This is a genomic window from Bradyrhizobium sp. USDA 372 (assembly GCF_053629095.1).
This window is the reverse complement of the sequence record NZ_JBRJHR010000001.1, coordinates 5200932-5225357: the sequence shown is the minus strand read 5'-3', so window position 1 is coordinate 5225357 and position 24426 is coordinate 5200932. Positions and strand designations below refer to the sequence as shown.

Genomic DNA, 24426 nt, shown 5'->3' with positions numbered 1-24426 from the left:
CGGAACTACACGGCCTGTGCTTTTTGGTCTTGACAGCCCGGGGGCCGCAGGCCCCTCGACCAGTTTCTCGGTTCCGGAACATCGCACTTCTCCTTGTGCGGCGAGAACACGGACTTTCATCTAAATGGTAGGCCATAGCCAGTGTTTTAACCGATCGAGGACTGGAAAGCTTCGAGACATGAAGCCTCGTGCGCTACTGGCCTGGAACGTCCGTCGGATCCTCATCAAACGTGGTATGTCGCAGGAACGATTGGCTCGCACGGCAGGGATCGATCGCTCCTACTTGGCCAGTCTTGAGCGCCAATCGAAAAATCCGACGAGTGATGTTCTCGATCGCATTTCCGAAGCGCTCGGCGTTCATCCGTCCGATCTCTTTGTTGAGCCGTCGAGCTGTGCGAGCATTCTCAAGATTTCGTCACGGCCTAAGCGGCCGCGTCTGGTTCGCAAGAACCGGTAGCCATTCATACGCGACGGGAGAGCAACACAAGCCATCTCGATAACGCGACGCCGGTCGGCAGGATGACGCAGCGCTCAGAATGTTTTCCCATGAGGCACGTCTCTTCGAAGGCATAGCGCGAATTCAGAATGACTGCACGAATATGCTTTGGTATCTAATCCCGACAGATTCTTTGGCCGAATCGACGCAAGCCGCTCGCTCGCTACCGCGCCCTGGAGGCCGCGGTCTGCGAGCGGCCTGCTCGGACTCGAGGCAGCTGATTCAGGAGACACTAGGGTGCGCTTCGGTAACATTGTCATCTGAGCCAATATGAGGGGCAGTTTTCCACGGCGCGCGGCACAATTGCGATAACACGCACGATTGTGGTCATACGATTTCTCGAAGTGAGCACGACAGATATCGAATGCATGCGTGCCTATTCCATCCCTCCAATCCTGGCACCACAGAAGCGCGCCACGGACTTTCTCCAATTTGGATACGGAACAACGACTTGCAGATGGATGAGATCTGCTGCCCTCTCGCCGATCATAATAGAGGTCGCGTTGGTATTCCCCGCGAAATGACGAGGAAAGATGGAGGCGTCCGCAACCCACAAGTTTTCGGTGCCCCTCACCTTAAGAGAAGGGCTGAGAACCGCTCGATCGTCTGCTCCCATGCGACAAGTCCCGACCGGATGAAAGAAGGGGACCGTTGCTTTGCGAATGTAGGCTTCGTCAGCTTCCCGCCCGGCCGCCGATGCTGGCGCTTCGCAACTTCAGGACATGAGAGCCGAATGGGGGCATAGAGCAGATCTTCCGGACCCAGGCTAGCCCGCGTATAACCCCCTCAAAGTCATCACGATGATCGAGCAAGCGGGGAACGATGGCAATCGGAGCAAGAGGATCGCTCGATCTGAGTTCGAGATGGCCGGTGCTTTTCGGGTGATTGATGTTCACCAGGATGGTCACCAGATTAGCTTTCGGGACTTTCAGTTTTCCATCAGCTTTAGTCAAACCGAACGGGAAGAGATGAAATTGAAGATCTGGCTCAGCGAGCTCAGGGCTCGATCTTAGAAACGCCAGGACCTGCGCCGTAGGCACACTCAAGAACCCCGACCTTTTAAAGGCCCACTCCGCCAAGGCTAATGCGCCCTTTATGGGACGCGATAGTCCGTTGGCGGTTTCGATATCGAGTTCAGCCAGGACATACAATCGCGGGTGTTCCATTAAATTCCGTCCCACCTCAGGGCTTTCGACACGCGGCACGATGCCATACTTCTTGAGGTGAGTCGGCTCACCTATGCCCGAAAGCGTCAATAGGTGTGGGGAATTGATGGAGCCGGCGGAAAGAATTATCCCCTTTCTTGCAAAGAAATTGAGGTGCTCTCCGCGATAGGTGGCCGCAACCCCGGTTGCGCGCGTCTGATCAAACAGAATGTGACGAACGAACGTTTGATCCAAGAACTTCAGGTGACTTGCCCACAGCTTTGGCCTTACGAAAGCCTCGAAGGCCGAAAGCCGACGCCCCTCGCGCGTTGATCCCTGATTCCAGGCAACTCCCTCGTGCGAAGCAGCGTTCAAATCCTCACTGAAGGGAATGCCAGCGGCTTGAAAGCTGTCGATAAAGTCTTGAGAGATCGGGTGACGCCAACGTAAAGCTGAAACACGTTGAGGCCCGAGGCCTCCGCGATATTGATCGTCTCGGTCCTCGTCGGCCGTCTCCATTTTCCGGAAGTACGGCAGCACGTCCTTCCATCCCCATCCCCTGTTGCCTAGCGCCTCCCGAGCGTCGTAGTCCCGCGCAGCGCCGCGGATGAAGATCATCCCATTTATCGCAGATGAACCTCCCGGCACCTTGCCACGGGGTCAATCCTCGACCAGGCCGCCTCGGCTCGGATCAGGCTCAGTCTTGTAAGCCCAGTCGTACCGTCTATTCCCGATCATATGAACGACAGCGCCCGGAACATGAGACAGATTGAGACGCTCCTTCTTCCCGGCTTCCAGCAACAGGACCGATTGTTTTCGCTCGACCAATCGCGCCGCTAGAGGGCACCCCCCACTTCCGGATCCTATGACAATGTAGTCAAACTCCATGCTGTTCACTCTCCAGATAGGAGCACCATTGGATGGTCGCGCAATACAGCAAAGTCATTGCTGGTGCGGGTCTATGTCTGCCAGGTGGCAAGCAGCCGAGTCATCCCGTTCGCGTGCCGCGAGCGGCGGATCATCAAAGGCGCACTTATCGAGCACGAACGGGCAGCGGCTTCTAAAACTGCAGCCTGCCGAGATGTGGACCGGGTTGGGCGGCTCACCTTCCAACAGGTAGGTCTCAGCCTTGAAAGGACGCTCCTCAAGGGTCGGTACCGCGCTCAGGAGCGCGCGGGTATAGGGATGTCTCGGCTTGACGAATGTGGTCCGATTGTCGGCCAGCTCCACCACGCGGCCGAGATACATCACGGCGATGCGATTGCAGGCTCGTCGCACCATCCCCAAGTCGCGTGAAATGAATATGTAGGTCATTCCGCGCTGGTCTTGAAGCTGCTGAAAAAGGGCGAGAAGCTTGCGCTGCTCAACCTGGTCGAGCGCCGACAGCGTCTCATCAAGAATGAGTAACTCGGGATCGAGGACGAGGGCCCGAGCGATACTCACACGTTGACGCTGCCCGGCGCTCAATCCAACCGGAAGTTTTCCGAACAGATCGAGCGACAGTCCAACTTCCTGCATGGTCGCCGCGACGCGATCGCGGATTTCGGAATGCGACATTCCTCCGTGGACGTAGAGAGGTTCGGCGATGGTTCGCCCGATCGATAGATGAGGCGGAATGGAGCTAAACGGATCTTGCAGGAGAAGCTGGAATTTCCTGCGGAGCGTCAAAAGGCGCTTGGCTTTCATGGACGCGATATCTTCGCCCATGAACAAGCTCTGCCCTGAATCCGGGACCTCCAGGCGGCTGAGGAGACGTGAAAGCGTTGACTTCCCGCATCCCGATTCGCCAACGATCGCCAAATTGTCACCTCGTCGAACATCGAACGAAGAGTCCCGCACCGCGTGCACGAACTGGTTTGCAAACAGCTTGTTTCTATTCCTCGTCGGATAAATCCGGCTGACATTTCGCACCGACAGAACGACATCATTTGCCGCAGGTGACGCCTCATCTCCAACGGCTTCAGTCGAGCTCTGCCATATGCGACGACGCAGCCGCCTGCGAGAACAAGAACCCGGTGCGCGATTTCGTTGATGACCCCAAAAGAAGAAGAAACGAACAGAATCGCCGTCTTGGAAATCCCGCTGCAACTCGCGCAAGATCCGAAGGATTTGAGCCGCGACGGTCACGTCAAGAGGTTGCGTAATGTTGTCGGCGACCAGAAGGTCCGGGTTCGTCACGAGCGCATCAACGATCAGAGCGCGCTGCATCATTCCGCCGCTGAACTGGAACGGAAACTCCTCGAATCGCTCTTTCGCCCCCGTCTTTACGGCGTCGAGCAGGCGCATGACACGGCCCTCTGCCTCGCCATTGGAGATACCAGGCTCGATGGATTTGAGGTTTTCGACGATTTGCCGGCCAACCGGAAGGGTTGGATCGAGAGCACTGGCGGGATCGGAGCCTATGTAGGCGATCTTGCGCCCGCGGAGCGCCTGCATTTTTGCCCGGGGTAGTCTCAGAAGATCATTGCCGCGATAGCTGATAACGCCCGATTCGATTTTAACTGGGCTGGTGACCCACCTGACAAGCGCCCGCGACAATACCGTCTTTCCCGAGCCGCTCTCGCCGATGATGCCAAGCACTTTCGTTTTCATCGATGCTCAGATCGACATCGGTGAGCACGGCGCGCATTCCGCGCGACCCGAGATCAAGGGTGACGGTCAGATTGCGGAGATCAAGAATGTTGACCGGCGATATCATTCGAATCCCAGCAAGATCTTGTTGCGAGATCGCTCGAGAGCTCCTCCCATGATATTGATGCAACAGAGTGTGATCGCGAGCAGGAGGCCCGGCACCGTGGTGATCCACCAGGCGTTCAAAATGTATTTCGTGCCATCGGCGATGATGGTGCCGAATGTCGGGGTGGGCGGCTGAATGCCGATCCCGATAAAGCCCAGCACAGCCTCGAAAATCATCATGCGGGCAATGTCCAGGATTGCCACGAAGGCGATCGGAGGCAAGATATTGGGTGCGATATGAACGAGTAGGATCCGCGCGTCTGAGGCACCGATAATCTTTATCGCTCGAACATACTCTTTGCGGCGCTCGGATAGCGTCACGCTCCGCGATACGCGAGAATACGCCGGCCAGCCGGCAAGACTCAGAACAAGAACGATGGTCAGCGGAGTGGGGCGCGAAACGCCGAGAATTGTGATCGCCAGAATAATTGCGGGAACCGACATCTGCGCGTCTGTGATCCGCATCAAGAGCAAGCCGACCCATCCGCCGAAATAACCTGAGATCATGCCAATGGCTGAGCCAAGGATGAACATTCCTGCAACGCTCGTGATTCCGATCAGCAGGGCATTCCGGAGACCGATGAGGGAGCGCGTAAATAGATCACGACCGAGTTGATCAGTGCCAAACAAATAAGGCCAGCTCGAATGATCCAGCAGTGCCGGCGGCAGGAACTTCTTGCTGACATTGAATTGGATGGGCGACAGATCGAGAATGTAGGGCCCCAGGACAGAAAGGATGATCAGCAGGCAAAACAGGGCAAATCCAAGCTTGAATTCAGTTGTCCGCCATGCCTGGGCAAGGATGCTGGCAGCGATGCCGCGCCCTCGTGTTGCCGCCGGGCTCTCGGTCTTGGCAATTTCCGTCGACGCTAGTATTGGAGCTCCTGTCGATCGCCATTGCTGCAAAGTCGACGAGAATATTGACCATCACCAAGGCAGCACAAGCGAGGGTCGCGATGGCCTGGATGACAGGGAAATCCCGTTGAAAGACAGCGTTGATCATCAAGAGGCCGACGCCGGGATAGTTGAAGACGTATTCGACAACGAATAGGCCGCCCAGCAAAAGCCCGATCGCCCGTATGCCGAGCACATTGAGGACAGGGATGCTGGAATTGCGCAGCACGTGCGCCACAATCATTCGGCTACGCGAGAGACCGCGAATCTCACCTTGCGACACGTATGGCTCGATCAGATTTCCGCTCACGGAGACCGAGATGGACCGGATGAGGGTCGGGGCAAGCTCGATGGCGAGAACAATGGCCGGCAAGATTGCGTAGCTCTGCCCCTGATAGCCGATCGCCGGCAGCCATCCGGCCCTGGCAGAGACGAGAAAGATGAGAACAAGGGCCAACCATACATTGGGGAGTGAAACCAGGACGGAAGCCACATGCAGTGCGAGCCGATCCGGCCAGCGTCCCGATCTCAAGCCGGCGGCTATGCCGATCGGGAGCGCGATTCGCAAGGCAAAGAGGAATGCAAGGCCAGCAAGGAGCAGGCTGTAGGGCAGACTGGTTGTGATGAGGCCCAAAACCGATGCGCGGTTGGCGGCATCGATAGTCGAGCCGCCACGCGAGCCGCCAGTGCTGCCGCCTTGTGCGCTTCTGACGAAGGAGCTCCCGAAATCCCCCGTCAGGATTTGCGCGACATAGCGGCCGAATTGAACCGGGATTGGATCCCTTAGGCCCATATCTTTTGCGGTCTGCTCTGCAACAGATGCTGACACCATTGGCCCCAGCATCATACGCACCGGGTCGCCGGGAACGACGCGCAGCAGCGTAAAGATGAGCATGGTCACGAGGACGACCAATACCAAGCCTTGCGCAATGCGCCGAATGAAGAAGTCGAGCGCAAACAGCATGTCGGCTCCTGCCTTCTGCCAACGAGTTTTGCGGCGGCCCCTTTAGCTTAGGTCCGCCTTGCTCAGGTCAATCGGCCCGTTGGGAAAATAGTATGCCCCGGTCAGATTCTTGGCCGCGCCGTGGAAGGTCACGGCGGAAAAGAGCGACAGGCTCGGAACCTTGTTTGCGAGAGTGGGAAGCGTCTCATTCTTGAAGATCCTGAGGCGCTCTTCCGGGTTTGTAGCGGCGCGTCCTTGTCTAGCACGGCGTCAATTTCCCGGTCGTTGATCCCGGTGATCAGCGCGGCGCTTGAATGCCAGTTCGGTCGTAGCACGAGGTCCGGCTCCGGCGATCCCGTCATCCAGCCGACGTCGCACATGTGGCCCTGACCTTGGCCGTCAGCGCGGCGATAGATCGCCTGCTCCCACGCGGCCGGTTCAAGAACAGTCAGGCGAACATCAATCCCCTGTTCGGCGAGCATCGCTGTAATCAGCTCTCCATACTCTTTCGTCTTCGGATAGAACCCGATCGAGGTGATATATTCGAGTTGCGGCAGCCCCCCTTCCTTTGGGAAACCCTGCCTCGGCGAGAAGCTTCTGGCAGGCATCCGGATCGAACTTAGGATAATCGGGAATATCCGTGAAGCCGAACTTCGTCGGCGAAATATAGCAGTTAGACGGTGTGGCCGCCTCGCCCATCAGGGACAGGATTTGATCGCGGTCGATGGCGTTGCAAACTGCGCGGCGAATGCGTGCGTCGTTGAAGGGAGGCTTGTTACACCGGAAGTGCAAATATTTGTTTTCGGTCGTCAGCGCCCTGTGCGTGGTGACTTCGGGTTGCTTGACAACGAGGCGTATTGCTCGGGCTCCAGCCGATCGGCAATGTGATATTCGCCGTTCAGCAGGCCCAGCACGCGCGTGTTGGCCGTCCGGAACGTAGGCATAGACGATCCGATCGATCTTGGGACGTCCGCCGTAGAATTCATCATTCGCTTCGAGGCTGTTTCTGTCTCCCTGCGTGCCCGCGTATTTGAACGCGTTCGTGCCGTTCGGGCGCTTTTGAAGGAGCGCGGGATCGGCAATATCCTTTGCCGACAGGATTGGAAGGAGCTCGAAATGAACCAGAAGGCAGACGCGGGGTAGCGGTGTCTAACGGTCTTCAACCGGACCGTCAGTTTGTGGACGACCTCGACATCGACGCGGCCCCGGATAGAGGGCGGATGCCGGGCGCGCCGGATTGGAGGCATACTCCATGGTCGCCTTAACATCTTCAGCACCGAACTCCTTGCCGTCGTGGAATTTGACGCCGTCCCGAAGCTTGAACTCCAGGGTGTGTGCATCAATCAGCTTCCAAGTGGTGGCGAGTTCCGGGGTCAGCTCTTCAGACTTGCCCTCCCGCATTTCGCAGCGTGTCAGATGATTGAATACGAACTTCTCGAACTTCAACTGGCCCAGGGTCGTGTGAGAGGTTGGATCCCAGTTGCCGGTGACCGGGCCCATCGACGCCAGCACGACGGTTTTACTTTGCGCCGCCTTCGCCGGGAGCGATTTGAGACCCGCTCCGGCAGCCACGGCAACTGCTCCGGCTCCTGCAAGCAACTCTCTCCGCGTTACCATTTCGAGTCCCCTCTTCTTGGGTTAGACGCGCAAACAGCGCGCTTGATGAGCGCTCTCGTCACATAAATTAGTCCACGACCGCGCTTTCCGGCGCGATGCCGCTCTCTCTCATCATCTCGCCGGCGAGCTGATCAGGCAGGCTTGCGGCAACGTTCGTGCGTAAACGACGAGCAAGTTTTTCGCAGCTGCGCGGTTCGGTAATGGTCCGCCGATGAGGCCTTTGAGACGAATGTAGCTATGGTCCATGTCACAACGCCTCCGTTCTCAGGCAATGCGGTAGCGGTCAATCACGCCTGGATCAGGGTCGAGGCCAAGCCCCGGCTCTGTCGGCACAGCAACCTTTCCATTGACCGGAAGCGTAGCGCCAGCGTAGATCTCGGCCTCGAAATCGCAATAGAGCCGCTCGAGCATCGGGACTGATCGCTGCGCCGCATTGAGGTGTATGGTCGCGACCTGGCCGGGGCCGAAGATTGCACAATGCGGCACGAATTCGATTGATTTAGCCTGACAAAGCGCGGCGATCTTCAAGAGCTCGGAAATACCGCCAGCTTTCGCGACATCAGGCTGCGCAATGTCGATGGCGTCTGCGGCAATCATCGCAACAAAGTCATGCAGGCTGCCGGCGTTTTCGCCGGCGGCGATGTGGTGCCGCCCGGTTGAACGAATGCGGGCCAGCCCAGCATAGTTTTCCGGGGGCCAGACCGGCTCCTCCAGCCAGTACAGATTGAGAGGCTCGAGGAGCCGATCGTATTTGAGCGCCTCCGCGACCGGCCAAGGGCAATTGGTATCCAGCATGACGGTGGCCTGCGACCCCGCGGCTTCGACGGCGGCGCGGATTTCGTCCTCGGCGATCTCGTGCAGCTTGATGTAACGATATCCGCGCTCAATTGCCTGCCGCGTGGCCCTGACGACATCGTCGCAGTTGCCATAGCGCATCAGGCTGGCATAGACCTCGACTTCGCTCGTGAATGCCCCCCCCCAATAATGCGGTCAGCGGCAGTCCGGCAATCTTGCCGAGGATGTCCCACAGCGCAATGTCGACTGCCGAGATGCCATAGACGATGGGGCCCACGCGGCCAAAATTATGGAGCTGGAATTCCAGATCATATTTGATCTTGCCGATTTCCAGGGCGCTCCGGCCAATCACGAGCGGTAAGACGCGCGTCTCGATCATCGCCTTCAGCGACTTGTCCTCACACCGCGAGAAGGCTTCGCCCCAGCCCACGATGCCCTGTTCGGTTTCCAGCCGCATCAGCAGCGTGTCGAACTGCAATCTCGGCGCTCCGCCGAAGCTCCAAGGCGGCACTCCGCCGGATTCGAACGGAATCGATAACAGGATCGCATCCGCCTTTACGATCTTGTGAGATGGGGCGGATGAGGAGAGGCGCTGCAGACCGGCGAGGCTAACGGCCTTGGTTTCGGAGATGCGCAAGCACGGCCCCAACTCAAATGCTGATTGTTGACAATTAACAAACAGCACGATTTCTCTGGTGTCAATATGTTCGCCAATATCTGCCCGGACCTCAAAACGAACATTTCGCGCAAAACGCGGTTGGAGGAAAAATGGCTGCTAAGATCATCTCGGGATTGGTCGAGAAGCGGAGTTTGGACCGTGCGGCTGCCGATGTTATCCGCCAAGAGATCACCAGTGGCGGCCTGGCGCCAGGAAAACGCCTGACGAACTGTCGACGGGGCTCAACTTGTCGCGCGGCACGATAAGAGCGGCGCTGCAGCGGCTGACGAGCGAGGGCCTGGTGAAGCAGAAGCCTTACTTGGGCTGGGAGGTCGCGAGCTTGTCATCCAATGATGCATGGGAACTCTACACACTTCGATCCAGCCTGGAGAGCCTTGCCGCGCAGCTCGCTGCCGTCAACCCGAATCGCAGGCAACCGATCGAGGCGGCTTTCGAGGATCTGAAGTCCGCCGCGAAAAGCCGCAACCAGAAGCGGATCAACGATAGTGACCTCGCACTTCACAAAACGATCGTTGTCCTTTCGGGACACAAGCGCCTCGCCGATCATTACCGCGTGGTCGAACATCAGGTTCGCATGTACATGGCCGCTTCGAACGCAATCCTCGAACGGCCCGAGATGGTCATATCAAACCACCAGAAAATGATCAGCGCGCTGCTCAGGGGCGATGCGGCCGCCTCCGAACGTTACGCCCGCGAGCACAACAAGACCTCAGGCGAGCTTCTCATTCGGCACATACAGGAAAAAGAGACGAAACAGACCAACAAAGCGACTTCGCGCAAGCTCTAGGGAGGGAAGGCGTGCGCAGTCAGCGACCGCAAAAGTCGCGCAGCCGGCTGGGCCAGATCATTCGTGACATTCGCGGCAGGATCGAGGAGCAGCCAGTGTTGGAGGATCGGTAATACAGCGACAACCCGTTTGCCTTCGAGGTTGCAGATGCGTTGCGTTCAGAATCGAGGACCCCTCCCGTTAATATCGGTTACCAACCCACTCCCCATGCCGAACGTTGCCGCAATGATCGGCTAGGCGATAAACGGGCCTTGCTGATCGGCCTAAGATCTGCCGAGCGTACGATTGAAAGCCGAGGATCGTCCTTCAGCCACCTGCGCACTGTGCTCTTTGATTGTCCTCTGAACAACGAACGCAAAAGCGGAAGAGAGAGAACGGAATTTATCAAGACGGTGAGTAGCCTTTAGCTGTCTGTTTTAGCACGCACGTGGAGATTGAAACGCCCTTGGTGTTGAAGCACGTATTCCGGCCGAAGTCGGAGGAGCTAACGCAACACAATTTATGGAGGGGCAAGAAAACACTTGGTCCCACTACTCACCATAGGGCTTCGAGCGTGGCTGTGGAATTTCGAGATCTACGCTGGGCGATCGCTGCGTCCCAGCATCGAAGCATCCGTCAAGCGGCAGAGACGCTTAGAATCAAGCAGTCGACGCTCAGTCGCTGCCTACGAAGTCTCGAACACACGTTGGGCAGCAAACTATTCGAGCGCACCAACGGAGGTACGCGACCAACGATGGAAGGTCGAGAAGTTCTCGAGGATGCCCGGCGCATCGTAGGCGAAGCTGAAGCAATGGCCGCTCGTCTCAAGACCCGCTCGCGTGGCGAGAGTGGTCGGTTGACCATCGGGATCCACACCTCCCTGTCAGCCGGCAATCTCCGAGCCACCCTCCTCGATCATCGGCACCGCTTTCCCGATGTGGATAGACAGTTTGTCGACGGAGCGAGCGAGCATCTGATTTCGGACCTCGCCAGCTCAGCCATCGATGTCGCTGTCGTGGCGGATCCCAGCCCGAATTGGAGCGGCAAGTCATTGGTGCTCTGGAGCGAACGTGTTGTTGCTGCCCTCCCTGCGAAACTGAGCTGCTGCCGGTTTGATGGACACCAGGTTAAGCTAATCCCACCTTGCGCTCGAACTGAACCGGGCTGAGATAGCCGATGGTCGAGTGCCTGCGGATCGTGTTGTAAAATCTTTCGATGTAGTCGAACACATCGGCTCGTGCCTCGTCTCTGGTTCGGTAGATCTTGTTGGCGGTCCGTTCGGTCTTGAGCGACGAGAAGAAGCTCTCCATCGCTGCGTTGTCCCAGACGTTGCCGGAACGGCTCATGCTGCAGAGAATGCCGTGGTCGGCCATCAAACGCTGGAACTGCTCGCTGGTGTACTGACTGCCCTGGTCGGAGTGGTGCAACAGGGCGTCCGGCTTGCCGCGTCGCCAGACGGCCATCAGCAGGGCATCGGTTACCAACTGAGCTGTCATGGCGGCGCTCATCGACCAACCCACCACCCGGCGTGAGAACAGGTCGATCACCGCTGCGACGTAGAGCCAGCCCTCGGCCGTCCAGAGATACGTAAAGTCGGCGATCCACTTCTGGTTCGGCCGCTCGGCGGCGAACTGCCGGTCAAGGAGGTTCGCCGGCCCGGTCTCGAGCTGTCGATCGCCGCTGTCCTTCGGCAAGCGCCGGCGTCGCGGCCGCGCCCGCAAGCCTTGCAGGCGCATCATCCGTTCGATTTGGTGCAGGCCACAGTCCGCCCCATCGGCGAGCAGATCACGCCACACCCGGCGCGCACCATAGGTGCGGTCGCTCGCCATGAAGCTGGCCTTCACCTTGCCGCCGAGCTCTTCGTCGCTGCGGGATCTGGCGCTGGGCGAACGATTCAGCCAGGCATGGAAGCCCGACCGCGACACCCCCAGCGCATCGCATAGCCATGCCACCGGCCAGATCGCCCGGTGCTTCGCGATGAAGACGAACTTCATGTCGCTTCCTTCGCGAAGAAGGCTGCGGCCTTTTTTAGGATGTCCCGCTCGGCCTTCAACTTGGCGACCTCACGGCGCAACCGCTCGATCTCCTGCTGCTCCGGCTTCATCTGCCCGTGGCCGGGAAAGGCCTGCACCGGATCGGAGCCGAACTCTTTCACCCATTTGCGCAGAACGTTCTCATGAACATCCAGGTCGCGCCCGGCCTGCGCCACCGACACCCCACGCTCCCTAACCAGTTTGACCGCCTCGATCTTGAACTCGCGACTGAACTTCCGTGCACCTCCGGCTTCATGAAACACCTAATCTCGGTGTCCATCAAACCGGCAGCAGCTCATGGTGCTATTGAGCGCTGCCGTAATTCTTTTCGCTTGGTCGAGACAGCGAAACTCCGCCTACGATGATGGCTGGGTCGATACGTCAAGCGGTACGTTCGAAGCTGGTGGGCTTACTTTAACGACTTCCATGAATGTGCGCGAAATGCCTGATGAGCCGCTTCCGCCATTGGGCTCCGTTCCTGGGCCTGCTTACCGGATAGAGTACGTGAATGGGGATGGCGCCGCTTCCGAGCGCGTCATTGTCATTTTGGACATATCGCAGGACGAGGGTCGAACCCACATTTTGGCCTACTGCTCTCGCGTTAAAGCTAACCGGACGTTTCGAGCAGACAGGATCCGAGCGATGCACGACCACCACACGGGCGTGCGCATTTCTCAACCGATAAGGTTCTTGCAACAGTTCGTCACGGACGAAAAGCCGGAGGTGAATGAACATCTCTCCGTGATGAGCCGGGCGAGGCTGGGCCTAATCGGATTGCTTTGGATCGCGCTAGCTGACCGGCCAATTGCCGAGGAAAACCTTGCGGCGATGCTAAGTTTCATAGAGAAGCGAAGAGCACTGCCGGGCTCACCAGCAGAAGCCATGCAGTGGGATAGTTCAACCGCGAAGCAGTGGTTACTTGGAGAGCGTCCCACATTCGAGCAAGCCGAGAACGCGGTGACGCGGATGCAAAGCGGTGGGAATGAGGCCCGGCTGTTCCGCGAGATCTCAGAGCAGTTGATCGGCTCTGACAAGCTACGCAAGCGACGGGAGAAGCTTTTCCGTTCGCTAAGATAATGGGCTCGGCCCGGAGCTGTCCGCAATGGCTCGCCGAGCTGGATTCGAACCGGGGATGTTTGCTTAAAGGGGAAGCCCCCGGAGAAGCCGACAGGCTCCTACGTGAGGGACGACGCTGTGGGGGCCCCTTGGTCGCCTCGGCTTCCCTCTTTTGAAGGTGTTTGAGAATCCGCTGATCTCAAACTCGCACCACGCAAGCTCGAATGGTTCCATGAGCGCCTCTAGCCACGCCTCGGCTAAGACTGCCATTCCGACGAAAAACAGAATCCGCGACCTCCTGATTAGCTAATCAGCGGCCGCCCCCGGCGATGACGAATGAGATGTCCGCTGCAGCCAGTCTCGTACGCAGCTAAGACGATCGCGATCAGCGGCTCAATTGAACCTTGGCAAACGTCGGGCATCTAAAGAGGGGCCCGAACGATACCAAGGTTTATGGCGCGCAATCCGACACGCTTTTTTTTGCTCATCTTCAGCCACTGGTCATACGCCGGCGCAATCTGCTGTTCTTCGTCGCTGATCGCTTGTCCGCTGGCGCAGGGCGGCTGTCCGTCGCGGGATTCTGCCTGGTAGCTGGGCTAGAAAAGCGCGCGGACAGCCTCAGGAACGTGGTGCGGTCTGCCGACCGGCAACCGCGACACCGAGAGCACCGGCGCCTTATCCACTGCCGTCGTTGATGGGTCCTCTTGCTGAACACGGGCGTGTTTCCAGGCCAACCCGCCGGCGGTCACCAAATGTCCTTCGGGGAAATCGAAATGGGCCCTCTTGCGATCTAGATCGTCGGCGAAGTCTATCCAAGCGGTCTTGCCCACTCGCAGTGAGCAGTAGGCGCCGGCCATGGCGGCGAACCCTTTCAGTACGACAAGCATGTCGTCGACGAGACCCGACAACTGGTTCGGTACGGAGGTCCCATAGGCGAGGTAGATGGCGTCCCGGTAGTTCGCCTTCCCGCGATAGCGCGACGCCTGGTGAAGGAAACTGATGCCGCGACGGGCGTAGGAGGTGTCGCGCAGTTCACGCGCAGCCTTCGTCCGGAAATCGGAAACTCCCAGCGCCTTGAACTGGGCCGTTTCCCTCACCCTCTCCTCGACATTCCATCGTTCCCAGCCCGCCGTTCCGGAAAGATACTCCGCGCAACAGCCCCAGGCTTCCTGCGCAGTCGTGGGTTTGTTGACCAGCGAGTGCTGTCCCCTTGCCCTTACTGGCGCGAGTTCGGTTTCGACAGTTGTCGGAATGACGCTCGACAGGGAATCCGCGAAGGGATGCATCGCCAGGTTGTTGGCAGGGAAGCGCTCCTGCCACTTCCGCGCGGTCTCCGCGTGATTGTCCTGGAAGGAACCGTCCATCGCTGCCGTCATGGCGGAAGCTGCGCGGTAGACACCGTAGTACCAGGCAACAATTGCCGTTCGCGCCACGTCTGCCTTGTTCGTCGCAGCCGTCAGCGCCTGCAGCGCAGCTATCTGGTTAAGGACGAACAATAGCTGCTCACACAGTGTTGAGCTGGGGATCTGGCATCCCGCGCGCGTGAACATTCGCGTAGAACCCTCGACCGGCAGCGAAGTCGAGCTTTTGGTCGACAGTTAGGATCGCGAGCGCGCGCATCCAGTGCACAGTTGCCGGCAGCGCGAAGCGCGCGTCTGGCGCGCCGCGCGGCGCTTCGGTCAGGGTGCCGTAGCTCTGCATGCGCGAGTAGAGGGATGCGGTTTTCGGATCGGCGGCCATGACGCGTTCGTCTCAAGTGTTACTTAGTCGGCCCCGATTTCTGCGCAAACAGGAGCACGCGCCTATCAATGATTTTCGAATTTGGTCCTGCATTGTTTCAAATACTCTGTCGAATTATATCCTCGGAGAGACCCGCGAGGCACCTACCAGGCTTGGTTGGTCACGCAGACGAGCCGTGGCTACCTGCCATCCTCCTAGGGGCCTGGCTGCTTGCGATGATGGCACTTGTGCTGCTCTAAGCGAGTGAAAACAACCAGCCTGAATGCCGCGCGCTGCGCCCGTGAAGCGGCAACGCGCGCTGGTACTCTTCGAGATCCACTTCGCCCGTCACATGTGCGAACGCATCTTCGAAGCTGGCGTGAAGTTCGCCTTGTTCGATCCACGCCTGACCGCCGCCCGCACTGATGCGAGGGCCGACAAATACCTCACGTCGGCGCGCCTTGCGGTAAAACATACGTTCGATCGTCCAACTCGTCAGGGTCCCTCACGGTAGCAGCACGATTTGAGTCGAACCGCGTTGCCGCGCCCTCTCTATTGCCCCCCTGCACGCCCTGGGGAACGTCATTGGGATCTCCGTTTTTAATTCATAGTCTTTGACTGCAATACTGGGCGATATGATCCGGAAGCGCCAATAGCGGCGCCCGCTTGGCTTCTTCCCGTACTCACGCTCCCACCGCAAAGTGTCAATCCGCACATCAGTCATGTTCGCTGATAGCCTCAAAGATTACAACCTTGCCCTAGCGACCGTGCTTCAGAGCGTCAATTCCTTCGGGCTGGTAGGCGTTGGGCTCGTCCTTGATGTTCCAACGGATATCGCAAGCCGCCGAATCTTCTCCAATCGAACAAGCGCCTCTTGGAGTAACGAGGCTCGGAATTTGCAAGTCGTCGGGGCGGGGTAGCGCTGCTCAGCCGTCCTTCGGAAATCCCTCCGTTCAATGCAGAAACACCATAGCGGCGGCACGCCTGACAGCTCTTGATTTCCGTCACCTACAAATTCTTGTAGTTGACCCGCGCGGTGTTCTCCGGGCCGAATCGCGATCAACCCCACAGAACAAAGCTGAGTCTCCACTACAAGCAATCACCCGTTGGCTGGACTCACAAGATTTGGGCATGCAACTTAGGAATCAGGTCGTGAGATCCTGGAATGAATTGGCCGCGACGTATCTAACACACGAGGCTCTCAGTAGTTGGAGCGCCGCCGAGAAGCTCCGAGGCCTGAGGGGATTTCAAGCACCAGCGTTCCTGTTGCTGGGCTTGGGTCGCCTCATCGAGGCGCTGCTTAATTCTGGTAAAGCCGCAATTCCCCTTTTCTGCGGGGCGTGCGTCTGCATGCACCTGTCGGGTCCATGGAGGCCACGCTAGCCGCTTAAAAGCATGACAGCGCATTGAAACTGACCGTCAGGGGCCACCGGAGGATATCTCCACCCGACCGGTGGCCCACTTGCGACCGCTGTAGCGCAAAAGCCGAAACCGGCATCTCAATGGCAGGCACGGCTTCGCGCTTTTCTTCGAACATATGCCAATGCCAGCGGGCCTAACACATCGAGATGAACGAAAGGCTCCGGATAGGCTATATCGTTTCGGTAGCTTCATTGCTCGAGAGCCGCTCAGGGTGATGTTCAGGGCCGTAAAAGGTGGTACTTCCGCCTGCCTTCGGCCCAGACGCGGTTGCTGCTCGACATGATGTCGCGGCGGCGGCAGTGCCGCTGCGAACGAAAACCGACAAATATCGGACAAAATCCGCAATTGGTGACGAAAAGTCCGGATTGGCTATATAATATGAAATCGTTGGATGGGGGAGCCCGATGTCGATCTATAACCCTTTGAGAGACAAGCTGGTCGCAAACAGCTCTGCCTCGCTCAAGATGACCTTTGCCGACATCGAGATGCTTATCGGTCGCTCCATCCCGAAATCGGCGTATGAATATGATGCGTGGTGGGCCAACGAAGACCCCGTCAAAACTAATCACAGTCACAGCCTTGCGTGGACAGTTCCGGGGTATCAAGCCGAACCAAATCTGCAGCAGACAGTAACATTTCGGCGCAGGGGAGAGCATTTTCCGCAAAAGCGAATGCCTATGAACCTGGTCGCTAATTCGACAATCGAGGATGCGTCGTGAATGAAAATGATCACGCGACACGACTAAGCCCGTATCGACAAGATATGATATTTCTTATCGCAGCAGCCTCTCTGGCGGGAGCGGTAACTGCTGGGGTGATGGTGAATATCTCCGTTGGCAGCAGTGTGGGGTGGATTGGCTTCGTGGGCACTATCGTGGGCAGTGCCATTAGCTTCGGCGCTGTCACCCACCACGATAACAGGCGCCAGAAACAAGAGATCAAAGCCATGAGAGCAAGTCTCTACGCTGAGATCGTCGATCGAGTTGCACGATGCGCCAACGACTACATAGAGCCGTGGAGGGATTGGGGCGCGAGGAAGATTGCAAGTGAAGACGCCAAATTTCTTCCGTCACTCCCACTCGTGTTGCCTGCTGTTGCGGGAAAGCTCGGACTGCTCGACGCCGAGATACTGCTGGCAGTGACACAGTTCTATTTTCGTCTCTCGGTTCTAAGAGACGCAATCGAGCTTGTTTCTGGAGAGCCCGACACAAGCGAAGCAATCCGCTTGCAGCGCATTAAAATGATCCAACGACGGTTTCTTAGTTGTTTCGGTCCGGCACTCCGTTCACTGACATTGCTCGATGTGCCGGACTGGGAGCAGTTTGCTTGCGAAGCCGCCAAGGTGTACCCTCACCTAAAAAACGAACCGGGTGATTTGCGCGTGATACTCGAACGATTTGCTGCGTCAGCGGCAAAGCAAAACATCGTTTGAGACGGAGATCGCAGAGCTTGCGGCGGAAGTAGAGTACGGGCCGTTTCTGACCGCTTAGTGCTCGAATCATCTGCTTAGCTGGCGTCGCCATCTTTTCGACAGAGCGTTCGATGATCGCGGTCTCGAGTCGCCCGTGAAGAATTCGGAAGCGATTGATCTGTCGGTGTGATTTGGCGTGAGTATATTCGATTCAGTAAAGGTAGGCGTGGGCCAAGCCGCTTGCCACAGCGTTATCGGTGAACTGAACTACCGCACTCGTGACAGGCTGACTGGAGACATAGAAACCGTGAGCTTCATATCCAAGTATGAGATTGTTGCCGAGCGAGAAGTTCGTTAGCGCAGCAACGTTAATCTTCTGACTTTTCGAATTAGCTGCAATAGTGATCTCCGTTGAGAAATCTGCGTCTTGTCCCCAACGCACTCGGCCAAGATAGATGCCGGAATTGTCCCATTCACCTGCGCTGGCGTGACCGCTCATCAGGACGTAGCTTTGATAGTTTCCCGCGTCACCGTTGATTCTCAATACCAGACGATGGTCGTTGCCCTGTGATGAGATATGACCACTCGCGTAGATCTTGATAAAACCCTCTGAAACGGATGCGAATTTGATATCAAAAGTGGAAACGCTGCCGAATTCTTTAGTCACGGCTTTTGTATTGCTCAGCACTTCTTGCGCGTGAAGGCCGTCCCACGTCAGTAGAGTTGCGAATAGAAGTAAGGGGAAGATTGCGCGATGATGTTTCACAAATGCAGTCTCAGCGGTTGAGGCTGCACGCTCCAAGCTGTTATTTTCCTGCATGTCGTTCTCCTTCGAAACCAAGGGCGCCCGGCAATTACGTCAACGATCGTGACTTCACGATGGGACTGCGGCGTAGGCCGAAGCTGACTCCAATCCAGCTCGCGCCCGCCACGATTAGATCGACGCCGAGAAACAGGCCCAGAATATAAACACTGCTTATCGGCCAACGCGCTAAGATCAACGATCCAATCAGCAGAGTAATGACGCCCGATATCGCCAGCCAGGACCGGGGCGTTGCGCGTTTGATGCTGAACGCCAGGATCAGGCGCATGATGCCGGCGGCGACCAGCGATGCGCCGAGCGCCAGCGTAAGCAGCACAGCGGCGAGCGTAGGATTATCAAATGTCACAAGCCCCGCGACGATGTAGAGCGCACCCAAAAGAGCGCATAGCAAGAACTTGCCCCAGGTCTTAACCTGGAAAGCATTGATCATTTCGGCAACGCCGGCGACGATCATCATCACGCCAACTAGCACCACACTCGCCATCGTCGCGAGCGCAACGCTGCCAAGCGCCACGAAGCCAGTGATCAGATAAACTACGCCGAGGGCGAAAACCCAACCCCACTTCGTTAGCGAAGCGGTGCCCGGACCAGCTCGAAGCCGCACGATATCAGACGAACTTGTCATGGAGGTCTCCGTTGCCAAAGCTGTGCCGCAGCATGGCGCGCCTAGCCATCGCTTTGTTGCGATTAGGGTTGAGCTTGCGGGCCGTTGCGAGCAGCCGACTCAGTGTGCCCATCAATCTATATGCTCGCCTGCTGGGTGCCATCCGCATCGTGACCTCCTCTCTTCGGGCTTGGACCGCATCCCAGGACGCGGGAGGACCACATTACTAAGCCCGGCGAGGCGGTGTCGTAGGCCGAGCAATTGGCGTGCCACGTTTTGCGAGCCGCGCGTCGAGAGCGAACCAGCTTCTTCGTGACGCGATCGTGAAATCGCGGCCGTTTGTGGCAGCTTGCCGCCAAACGTCTTAAGTCCGACGCGCATGAACGCGACAACATGAACATCTTGCGCGTGGCGGCGATTGGCCTAACCGCATTCTCGAGGGGGTGGTATGCGCGCCCACACGACGGAGTTGGACAAACACGAAGGCCGAAAGCTGTCATCCATCCGGTACATTATCCTCCTCGGAGCCACTGGTTACAGTACTCCCATGGCTGAGCGCTCCAGAACCGAGATGGGGAGTGACGACGCCCTCGATAGTGATTCCCTCTCCTTTGGCACGGCAAATGCAGGTCTCCTGCAATGCGCGCGGCCTGAGGAGAAATCATCCTATGATCACGCGAATGGGCCGCTCACGAAAGCTCAAGCCTACTCGGCGGCCGCAACCAACTCCTGATGAACCGGTCGAAGCAGCGTAATCCAACGAACGGCGTTGTCAGGCATCGCAATGGTCTACGGCGATGGGGTGAGCTCGGCGAAAGCCGAACATTCCTCTTTGCAATGGAGAAGCATCATGTCCAGAGTCACAGACGTTCTTGTTGCTTTTGATACGGAATCCATTCTTCAGAAGTACTCGAATCCGAGCAAAAGACCGGACAGCCCCACTCTCATTGATTTCCGCCATGTCTACATGATCACAAATCAGGACAACGTGATCAGTGGGCAAGCGGGCGGCGAGCTCGACCTGAAGGCCCAGGTCGGGGATTTGATTCGTTGGCGCGAGACCAGCCTCTCCCTTGGGTTCGAGAAGTCAGTGATCTTCTACCGCTTCATCGGAAACGTAGGGAACGAGCTGATCTCGACGCCGACCCCGCGGAAGGCGGAGGCCTCGTTCGCGCATCCCAATCCTAGCAATCCGTCCGTGCCGACATGTCAGACGATCGCCAATTACTATTGGTCCTCGGAAACTTTGGCTATCGGACGAGTTACCTACCATTTCAACTTCATGGTCGTCGATCGCAATTGCAGCGCGCTGGGATACTTCTCGTGGGATCCGTTCATCAGCATCCACAATTGATGCGGATGATCATCAAGGCGTCGAAGGAACCGCGCAGCGGGGCAACGGCCATGATCCCAACCACCCTCGACTCCGAGGGTGGCATGAAATGGCAGGTGCGGAGCTTGCGGTCCGGAGGCGTGCCGACCTCACCCGTCGTCCCTGGCAGATCGGCCTTCTCGACCAGCTGTCGCCTTTTTCGCGTCGCTCTCGAATGAGACCGATTCGCCGTCAGCACCATCCAGTTCGGCCGGCCCAAGCACTTGGCAAGCTCCGCGGTTGCCGAGCATCCCACGGTCGGGAGGAAGGGAAACAGTGGCCAAAGACAGACCCTCAACCAAGAGCCAACGCTCCGAGTCTAACGTTGCCGTTCTCATCATCGTCGACGCCGAGACGCTACTGTCACGGTATCTGAATGCCAGTCTCTCGCCCGAGGCGCCCGTACGCGTCGACAGTGAGCATCTCTATGTCCTGGCCGCGCGCGATGGCGGGCCACTCGGGAGCAATGACGGCCATCTCGATCTGACCGTCACGCCTGGCGTCCATCTGCGCATCCGTGGAAGTGCCCTGGCCTTGAGAGGAGAGCATATCGTCGTGTTTGATGGGATCACGCAGGAACACGCTGGTGTCCTTTCCCCCTTTGAGCTTGTCCTGCGCCGAGCCTTGACCGTCGCGACGCCCAACTTCGAGAATTTGTTGCAGCCGGGCAACCAAAGCATCGACGACCATTTCTGGCAGAGCCAAGTGCTGGCCGATGGGGTGGCGGCTTGCGATCTGAACTTCATGGTCTTGAACAAGGCCTGCTTGGTGCTGGGATACTTCCGATGGCGTCTCCAGATCAACATCTCGGGTCTAAGGGAGGTGCCGTAGTCGGCCGCTCCGAGCGCGGTCGTTCAATCCCGAACCCGGCTGGGAGTTCTGTGAGAGCTCCTGGAATAGCCAGTTCTCGCGATGTCGCTCGGCCCGTTTAGCGGCTCAAATATCATGTATCGACGAGGGTACTGGCCGTGATCGAGAAGGCCAGCCGCAGCAAGGAATTCCGGACTCTTAACTCGAGGCGGCGCCGAGCCTTATCGCCGGCAGCGACCTTGCTCGTTGATGACCGTGACCATCTCGTGCTCGTAGCCAGCGCCGACGCCTTCGGCCTCGTCTAGCTTGGCGCGCTCGGCTGGATCGAAGCTGAACAGGACTCCGATCACTGTGTTGTTGTTACCACTAGCAAATGCGTTGCACTTCCCAGACAGGTCCCTGCTGCGCTTATGGAAGCGAAGCGCATGCCCGGGCAAGGTAGCAATGCCGAGCGGCTTGCAGCTCGGCATTCGCTTGCGCAGCCATGCGGTCGACATGTTGGACCCGTAGGCAAGATAGACGCCTGGCTCCGGTGGCCCGGTTTTTGCTTTCTTCAGCGGCTCGATCGGCGGATCGCCCGGCCTGACGATCGTGCGCAGCGGAACCGTCATGATGCTGTGCTCTTCGGACTTTTCGCCTTCGCGAGTGATAATGGGCTGTCCATCCTCCAGGTCGAGGATTGGGACGGGCCTGCCGGTCCATCCACAATCAGCGCAGCGCGGTCGTTCCCAGAGTACGCCGGGTGCGGCAGCGTTTTCAGCGTGTTCTGGTTCGAGATGCGGCGAGCCGCAGTTCGGGCATTCCTCAGGCACACCGCGCAACGCACGAATGATCGATCGGGACAGCATTCCGCTGGCAACCTGGACATCACATGCGCCATGTCGGCATCAAGCCAGGTGGCGGACTTTGAATGCGTTAGCCAGTTGGAAAACGTCCATGCGGTCTCCAGAGCGCTTTTAACGGCCCCGCGACGCTCTTTGTTGGTGTCGCCCGGCAGAAGCTCGTTGCAGATGATTTCCGTCCACGCGCGGAAGTTCGCATGCTGCGGCGGTGTGTCGGTCCACATTGCCGAGTGAGCTATGGCTGATTTTGGGTGACGCGGCCTGATCAGGCGGCGTGGCTTTCAGTGTTCGGAATGACTTCGATTCCGTCGATGAACTTTACACCGGCGATGACTTTCGGCAACTGGTTCGTGCTCTTCAATCGCCGCCAGGTCTTCGATGCGGCGTCGATGAGCTTGAACACCATCAGCTTCGCGGTTTGTTGCGACAGCGATCCCTTGGTCCCCACCGTTCGGTGGCGCACCGTGGCGAAGACGCTCTCGATCGGGTTCGAGCTGCGTAGGTGGATCCAGTGCTCAGCAGGGAAGTCGAAGAAGGCGAGCAGCGCGTGGCGATCCTTGATCAGGCACTCCACCGCACGTTCGTATTTGACGTGGTATTTCTCGACGAAGACGTCGATCGCGGTTTCAGCTTCGGCCCGGTGTGGGGCCAGATAGATGTTCCGCAGGTCGTTCTTCATGGGGCCCTGCACGGATTTGGCGACCTTGTCGAGTACGTTGCTCACTTTATGGCACCAGCATCGTTGGTGCCGCGTGCCGGGAAAGGCCTCATCCAGTGCCTTCCAGAAGCCGAGGGCGCCGTCGCCGATGGCGAGTTGCGGGGCAATCCGTAACCCGCGTTGCCGCAGGTCGATCAGGAGTTCGCGCCAGCTCTGCGCGCTCTCGCGCACGCCGACCTGGAAGCCGATCAGCTCCCTCTTGCCTTCCGGCGTGGTACCAATCAGCAGCAGCATGCATTCGCTGTGATCTTCCATGCGGGCCTGCAGGTACACGCCATCGGCCCAGATGTAGACATAGCGACGCGCCGACAGATCGCGTCTCTGCCAGCGTTCGTACTCGACCTGCCAATCGGCCTTCAGGCCGGCGATCACCGAAGGCGACAGGTTCGGCGCTTCCTTGCCGAGCAGCGCCGAGAGCGCCTCCTGGAAGTCGCCGGTCGAGATGCCGCGCAAATAGAGGACCGGGATCAAGGCATCCAGGCTCTTCGTCCGCCGCGCCCATAGCGGCAGGATTGCCGAACTGAAGCGGAGGCGGTCGCCTGGCCCGCTCGCTCCGCGGTCGCGGACCTTGGGACGAGCGACCTCCACCGGACCGATGCCGGTCGCAATCGCGCGCACCGGACCGTGCCCATGTCGGACCAGGCGCGCCCGACCGTCGGGCAGCGTCAGATTGGCCGTGCTGGCCAGAAACGCGCCAACCTCGATCTCGATCGCCCTAGCAAGCAGGTCCCGCGCGCCGGCTCGAACGATATCGGTCAGTGGATCATCAACCGCGGACGGCTGACGGAAGCAAGAACATTGGTAGTCTCGGTCATGGCGTATCGCTCTCCTCAAGAGGTTCTGGCAGGCTCGTCACCCGCCTCGATACGCCGCCTTCCTCACACCGTCATCACCCAGATTCCGCCATAGCTCTTGCCGAGTCCTGCGCGACGCCGATTAGTTCGAGTAGCGCCTCGCGGCATCGGACGCCAACGGCCTGATAGTCAGTGAGGCTCTGGGCCTGTGTCAGGGCGGTTCCGGCTTCTTCCATCTTCGCGAACACGTTAGCGAACGGGAGTATGCGTAGATCATTCTCACGCTGTTCTTCCGTGCGCGGGACGCGGAGGATCAGGCCAATATGGAAGGTCAGGGCAAGGTCCATACTTGGGAATTGCTCCTGAGAGTAGAGCTTCGTGCCGCCCGTGATGACCCACCAGCGATCCTTATTGGTGTGGATGTCCCACACATCGTGGCGCGTGTGCCCGACGGTCTCCGAGTAGACCTTCTGCATGAAAGTCACTCCGAGATCGGCCGCCTGCCATTCAAAGTATTCTCGGACTTCCTCGATCTCTTCTTCGGTGGCTTTCAACATGATCGGCTCCCGCGACGGGCTCGTCGCACCGCGGCTGTAAAGGGTTTGCGAAAGCCTCAACAATAGACGAGTCGCGGAGCTTCCAAAATCCGGCGCGGCAACACGGGATGTCCGCTTCCACGAGCGGTAATGCTCTGATTGATCGTAAGATTTCCGCTTAGCCGTTCGGAAGCTGACGTCTGCCCCTTTAACAC

Annotated in this window: 24 protein-coding genes and 3 pseudogenes; 9 read left to right on the top strand and 18 right to left on the bottom strand. The window is 58.3% G+C overall.

Annotation, left to right across the window (positions count from 1 at the left end):
* Positions 1-178: 178 nt before the first annotated feature.
* A complete protein-coding gene (locus AB7M16_RS24500; protein WP_453945405.1) occupies positions 179-457 on the top strand; it encodes a helix-turn-helix domain-containing protein in 279 nt (92 codons plus the stop codon).
* Positions 458-872: 415 nt separating this feature from the next.
* Here AB7M16_RS24500 and AB7M16_RS24495 read toward each other — a convergent pair whose 3' ends face one another.
* The 9 genes and pseudogenes from AB7M16_RS24495 to AB7M16_RS24455 form a co-directional block, all read right to left on the bottom strand.
* Positions 873-1160, bottom strand: coding sequence for a GMC oxidoreductase (locus AB7M16_RS24495; protein ID WP_453947258.1), 288 nt, complete (start codon positions 1158-1160; stop codon positions 873-875).
* 10 nt (positions 1161-1170) lie between these two features.
* Entirely contained in the window at positions 1171-2289 is a 1119-nt protein-coding gene (locus AB7M16_RS24490; protein ID WP_453945404.1) for a GMC family oxidoreductase, read from the bottom strand.
* 294 nt (positions 2290-2583) lie between these two features.
* A pseudogene (locus AB7M16_RS24485) lies at positions 2584-4339 on the bottom strand (ABC transporter ATP-binding protein).
* Complete coding sequence (locus AB7M16_RS24480) at positions 4336-4911, bottom strand: ABC transporter permease (RefSeq protein WP_453945403.1); 576 nt, start codon at positions 4909-4911, stop codon at positions 4336-4338. Before AB7M16_RS24480 ends, AB7M16_RS24485 begins: the two are co-directional and overlap by 4 nt.
* Positions 4912-5152: 241 nt before the next feature.
* Entirely contained in the window at positions 5153-6232 is a 1080-nt protein-coding gene (locus AB7M16_RS24475; RefSeq protein WP_453947257.1) for an ABC transporter permease, read from the bottom strand.
* 131 nt (positions 6233-6363) lie between these two features.
* Positions 6364-6822: a hypothetical protein gene (locus tag AB7M16_RS24470; RefSeq protein ID WP_453947328.1), complete on the bottom strand. Its 459-nt coding sequence runs from the start codon at positions 6820-6822 to the stop codon at positions 6364-6366.
* A gap of 7 nt (positions 6823-6829) precedes the next feature.
* A pseudogene (locus AB7M16_RS24465) lies at positions 6830-7615 on the bottom strand (ABC transporter substrate-binding protein); the annotation flags it as partial.
* Between the two features lie 480 nt (positions 7616-8095).
* Positions 8096-8767: an enolase C-terminal domain-like protein gene (locus AB7M16_RS24460; RefSeq protein ID WP_453945402.1), complete on the bottom strand. Its 672-nt coding sequence runs from the start codon at positions 8765-8767 to the stop codon at positions 8096-8098.
* On the bottom strand, positions 8715-9263 hold the full coding sequence (locus tag AB7M16_RS24455; protein ID WP_453945401.1) for a hypothetical protein: 549 nt from the start codon (positions 9261-9263) through the stop codon (positions 8715-8717). Before AB7M16_RS24455 ends, AB7M16_RS24460 begins: the two co-directional genes overlap by 53 nt.
* Before the next feature lie 154 nt (positions 9264-9417).
* On the opposite strand from AB7M16_RS24455, the gene AB7M16_RS24450 reads away from it, so the two are divergent.
* Together AB7M16_RS24450 and AB7M16_RS24445 are read left to right on the top strand one after the other, a co-directional pair.
* Positions 9418-10092 (top strand): GntR family transcriptional regulator, encoded by a 675-nt coding sequence (locus tag AB7M16_RS24450; RefSeq protein ID WP_453947255.1) that lies wholly within the window; start codon positions 9418-9420, stop codon positions 10090-10092.
* 427 nt (positions 10093-10519) lie between these two features.
* On the top strand, positions 10520-11239 hold the full coding sequence (locus AB7M16_RS24445; protein WP_453945400.1) for a LysR family transcriptional regulator: 720 nt from the start codon (positions 10520-10522) through the stop codon (positions 11237-11239).
* Here AB7M16_RS24445 and AB7M16_RS24440 read toward each other — a convergent pair.
* A protein-coding gene (locus tag AB7M16_RS24440) for an IS3 family transposase (RefSeq protein WP_453945399.1) occupies positions 11199-12367 on the bottom strand; the annotation gives its coding sequence in 2 pieces (ribosomal slippage) (positions 11199-12103 and positions 12103-12367; 1170 coding nt in all). The genes AB7M16_RS24445 and AB7M16_RS24440 overlap by 41 nt on opposite strands.
* A 34-nt stretch (positions 12368-12401) precedes the next feature.
* Between AB7M16_RS24440 and AB7M16_RS24435 the strand changes: the two are divergent.
* Positions 12402-12734 (top strand): annotated as a pseudogene (locus AB7M16_RS24435) (hypothetical protein); the annotation flags it as partial.
* A 12-nt stretch (positions 12735-12746) separates the two neighbouring features.
* On the top strand, positions 12747-13181 hold the full coding sequence (locus tag AB7M16_RS24430) for a hypothetical protein (RefSeq protein ID WP_453947327.1): 435 nt from the start codon (positions 12747-12749) through the stop codon (positions 13179-13181).
* A gap of 575 nt (positions 13182-13756) precedes the next feature.
* Here AB7M16_RS24430 and AB7M16_RS24425 read toward each other — a convergent pair.
* The 3 genes from AB7M16_RS24425 to AB7M16_RS24415 form a co-directional block, all read right to left on the bottom strand.
* Entirely contained in the window at positions 13757-14656 is a 900-nt protein-coding gene (locus AB7M16_RS24425) for a hypothetical protein (RefSeq protein WP_453945398.1), read from the bottom strand.
* Between the two features lie 7 nt (positions 14657-14663).
* Positions 14664-14900, bottom strand: coding sequence for a hypothetical protein (locus tag AB7M16_RS24420; protein ID WP_453945397.1), 237 nt, complete (start codon positions 14898-14900; stop codon positions 14664-14666).
* A gap of 235 nt (positions 14901-15135) precedes the next feature.
* The gene (locus tag AB7M16_RS24415) at positions 15136-15354 is read right to left on the bottom strand and encodes a hypothetical protein (protein WP_453945396.1); all 219 of its coding nucleotides are present in this window, start codon (positions 15352-15354) and stop codon (positions 15136-15138) included.
* Between the two features lie 1351 nt (positions 15355-16705).
* Between AB7M16_RS24415 and AB7M16_RS24410 the strand changes: the two genes are divergently transcribed.
* On the top strand, positions 16706-17020 hold the full coding sequence (locus AB7M16_RS24410) for a DUF7662 domain-containing protein (protein ID WP_453945395.1): 315 nt from the start codon (positions 16706-16708) through the stop codon (positions 17018-17020).
* Positions 17017-17733: a hypothetical protein gene (locus tag AB7M16_RS24405; RefSeq protein WP_453945394.1), complete on the top strand. Its 717-nt coding sequence runs from the start codon at positions 17017-17019 to the stop codon at positions 17731-17733. Before AB7M16_RS24410 ends, AB7M16_RS24405 begins: the two co-directional genes overlap by 4 nt.
* 190 nt (positions 17734-17923) lie before the next feature.
* Here AB7M16_RS24405 and AB7M16_RS24400 read toward each other — a convergent pair whose 3' ends face one another.
* Both AB7M16_RS24400 and AB7M16_RS24395 read right to left on the bottom strand, forming a co-directional pair.
* Entirely contained in the window at positions 17924-18532 is a 609-nt protein-coding gene (locus tag AB7M16_RS24400) for a hypothetical protein (protein ID WP_453945393.1), read from the bottom strand.
* A gap of 34 nt (positions 18533-18566) precedes the next feature.
* Positions 18567-19160 (bottom strand): HdeD family acid-resistance protein, encoded by a 594-nt coding sequence (locus tag AB7M16_RS24395; protein WP_124163802.1) that lies wholly within the window; start codon positions 19158-19160, stop codon positions 18567-18569.
* A gap of 829 nt (positions 19161-19989) precedes the next feature.
* Between AB7M16_RS24395 and AB7M16_RS24390 the strand changes: the two genes are divergently transcribed.
* Entirely contained in the window at positions 19990-20493 is a 504-nt protein-coding gene (locus tag AB7M16_RS24390; protein ID WP_036032112.1) for an inclusion body family protein, read from the top strand.
* 294 nt (positions 20494-20787) lie between these two features.
* Positions 20788-21342 carry an AidA/PixA family protein gene (locus AB7M16_RS24385; protein WP_453945392.1) on the top strand — a complete coding sequence of 185 codons (555 nt, stop codon included), beginning with the start codon at positions 20788-20790 and terminating at the stop codon, positions 21340-21342.
* A 200-nt stretch (positions 21343-21542) separates the two neighbouring features.
* Here AB7M16_RS24385 and AB7M16_RS24380 read toward each other — a convergent pair whose 3' ends face one another.
* From AB7M16_RS24380 to AB7M16_RS24370, 3 genes are all read right to left on the bottom strand, one after another.
* Complete coding sequence (locus AB7M16_RS24380; RefSeq protein ID WP_245334314.1) at positions 21543-22169, bottom strand: gamma-glutamylcyclotransferase family protein; 627 nt, start codon at positions 22167-22169, stop codon at positions 21543-21545.
* Between the two features lie 259 nt (positions 22170-22428).
* On the bottom strand, positions 22429-23703 hold the full coding sequence (locus AB7M16_RS24375; protein WP_199752454.1) for an IS256 family transposase: 1275 nt from the start codon (positions 23701-23703) through the stop codon (positions 22429-22431).
* A gap of 67 nt (positions 23704-23770) precedes the next feature.
* Entirely contained in the window at positions 23771-24232 is a 462-nt protein-coding gene (locus AB7M16_RS24370; RefSeq protein WP_225115040.1) for a hypothetical protein, read from the bottom strand.
* Positions 24233-24426 lie beyond the last annotated feature (194 nt).

Excerpts from the sequence above, each read along its gene's own strand:
- AB7M16_RS24380 (WP_245334314.1), bottom strand. The coding sequence starts at position 22,169 with ATGCTGTCCCGATCGATCATTCGTGCGTTGCGCGGTGTGCCTGAGGAA.
- AB7M16_RS24430 (WP_453947327.1), top strand. The coding sequence starts at position 12,747 with ATGCACGACCACCACACGGGCGTGCGCATTTCTCAACCGATAAGGTTC.
- AB7M16_RS24415 (WP_453945396.1), bottom strand. The coding sequence starts at position 15,354 with ATGTTTTACCGCAAGGCGCGCCGACGTGAGGTATTTGTCGGCCCTCGC.
- AB7M16_RS24460 (WP_453945402.1), bottom strand. The coding sequence starts at position 8,767 with ATGCGCTATGGCAACTGCGACGATGTCGTCAGGGCCACGCGGCAGGCA.
- AB7M16_RS24410 (WP_453945395.1), top strand. The coding sequence starts at position 16,706 with ATGTCGATCTATAACCCTTTGAGAGACAAGCTGGTCGCAAACAGCTCT.
- AB7M16_RS24500 (WP_453945405.1), top strand. The coding sequence starts at position 179 with ATGAAGCCTCGTGCGCTACTGGCCTGGAACGTCCGTCGGATCCTCATC.
- AB7M16_RS24390 (WP_036032112.1), top strand. The coding sequence starts at position 19,990 with ATGTCCAGAGTCACAGACGTTCTTGTTGCTTTTGATACGGAATCCATT.
- AB7M16_RS24370 (WP_225115040.1), bottom strand. The coding sequence starts at position 24,232 with ATGTTGAAAGCCACCGAAGAAGAGATCGAGGAAGTCCGAGAATACTTT.
- AB7M16_RS24480 (WP_453945403.1), bottom strand. The coding sequence starts at position 4,911 with ATGTTCATCCTTGGCTCAGCCATTGGCATGATCTCAGGTTATTTCGGC.
- AB7M16_RS24420 (WP_453945397.1), bottom strand. The coding sequence starts at position 14,900 with ATGGCCGCCGATCCGAAAACCGCATCCCTCTACTCGCGCATGCAGAGC.
- AB7M16_RS24400 (WP_453945393.1), bottom strand. The coding sequence starts at position 18,532 with ATGCAGGAAAATAACAGCTTGGAGCGTGCAGCCTCAACCGCTGAGACT.
- AB7M16_RS24470 (WP_453947328.1), bottom strand. The coding sequence starts at position 6,822 with ATGCCTGCCAGAAGCTTCTCGCCGAGGCAGGGTTTCCCAAAGGAAGGG.
- AB7M16_RS24395 (WP_124163802.1), bottom strand. The coding sequence starts at position 19,160 with ATGACAAGTTCGTCTGATATCGTGCGGCTTCGAGCTGGTCCGGGCACC.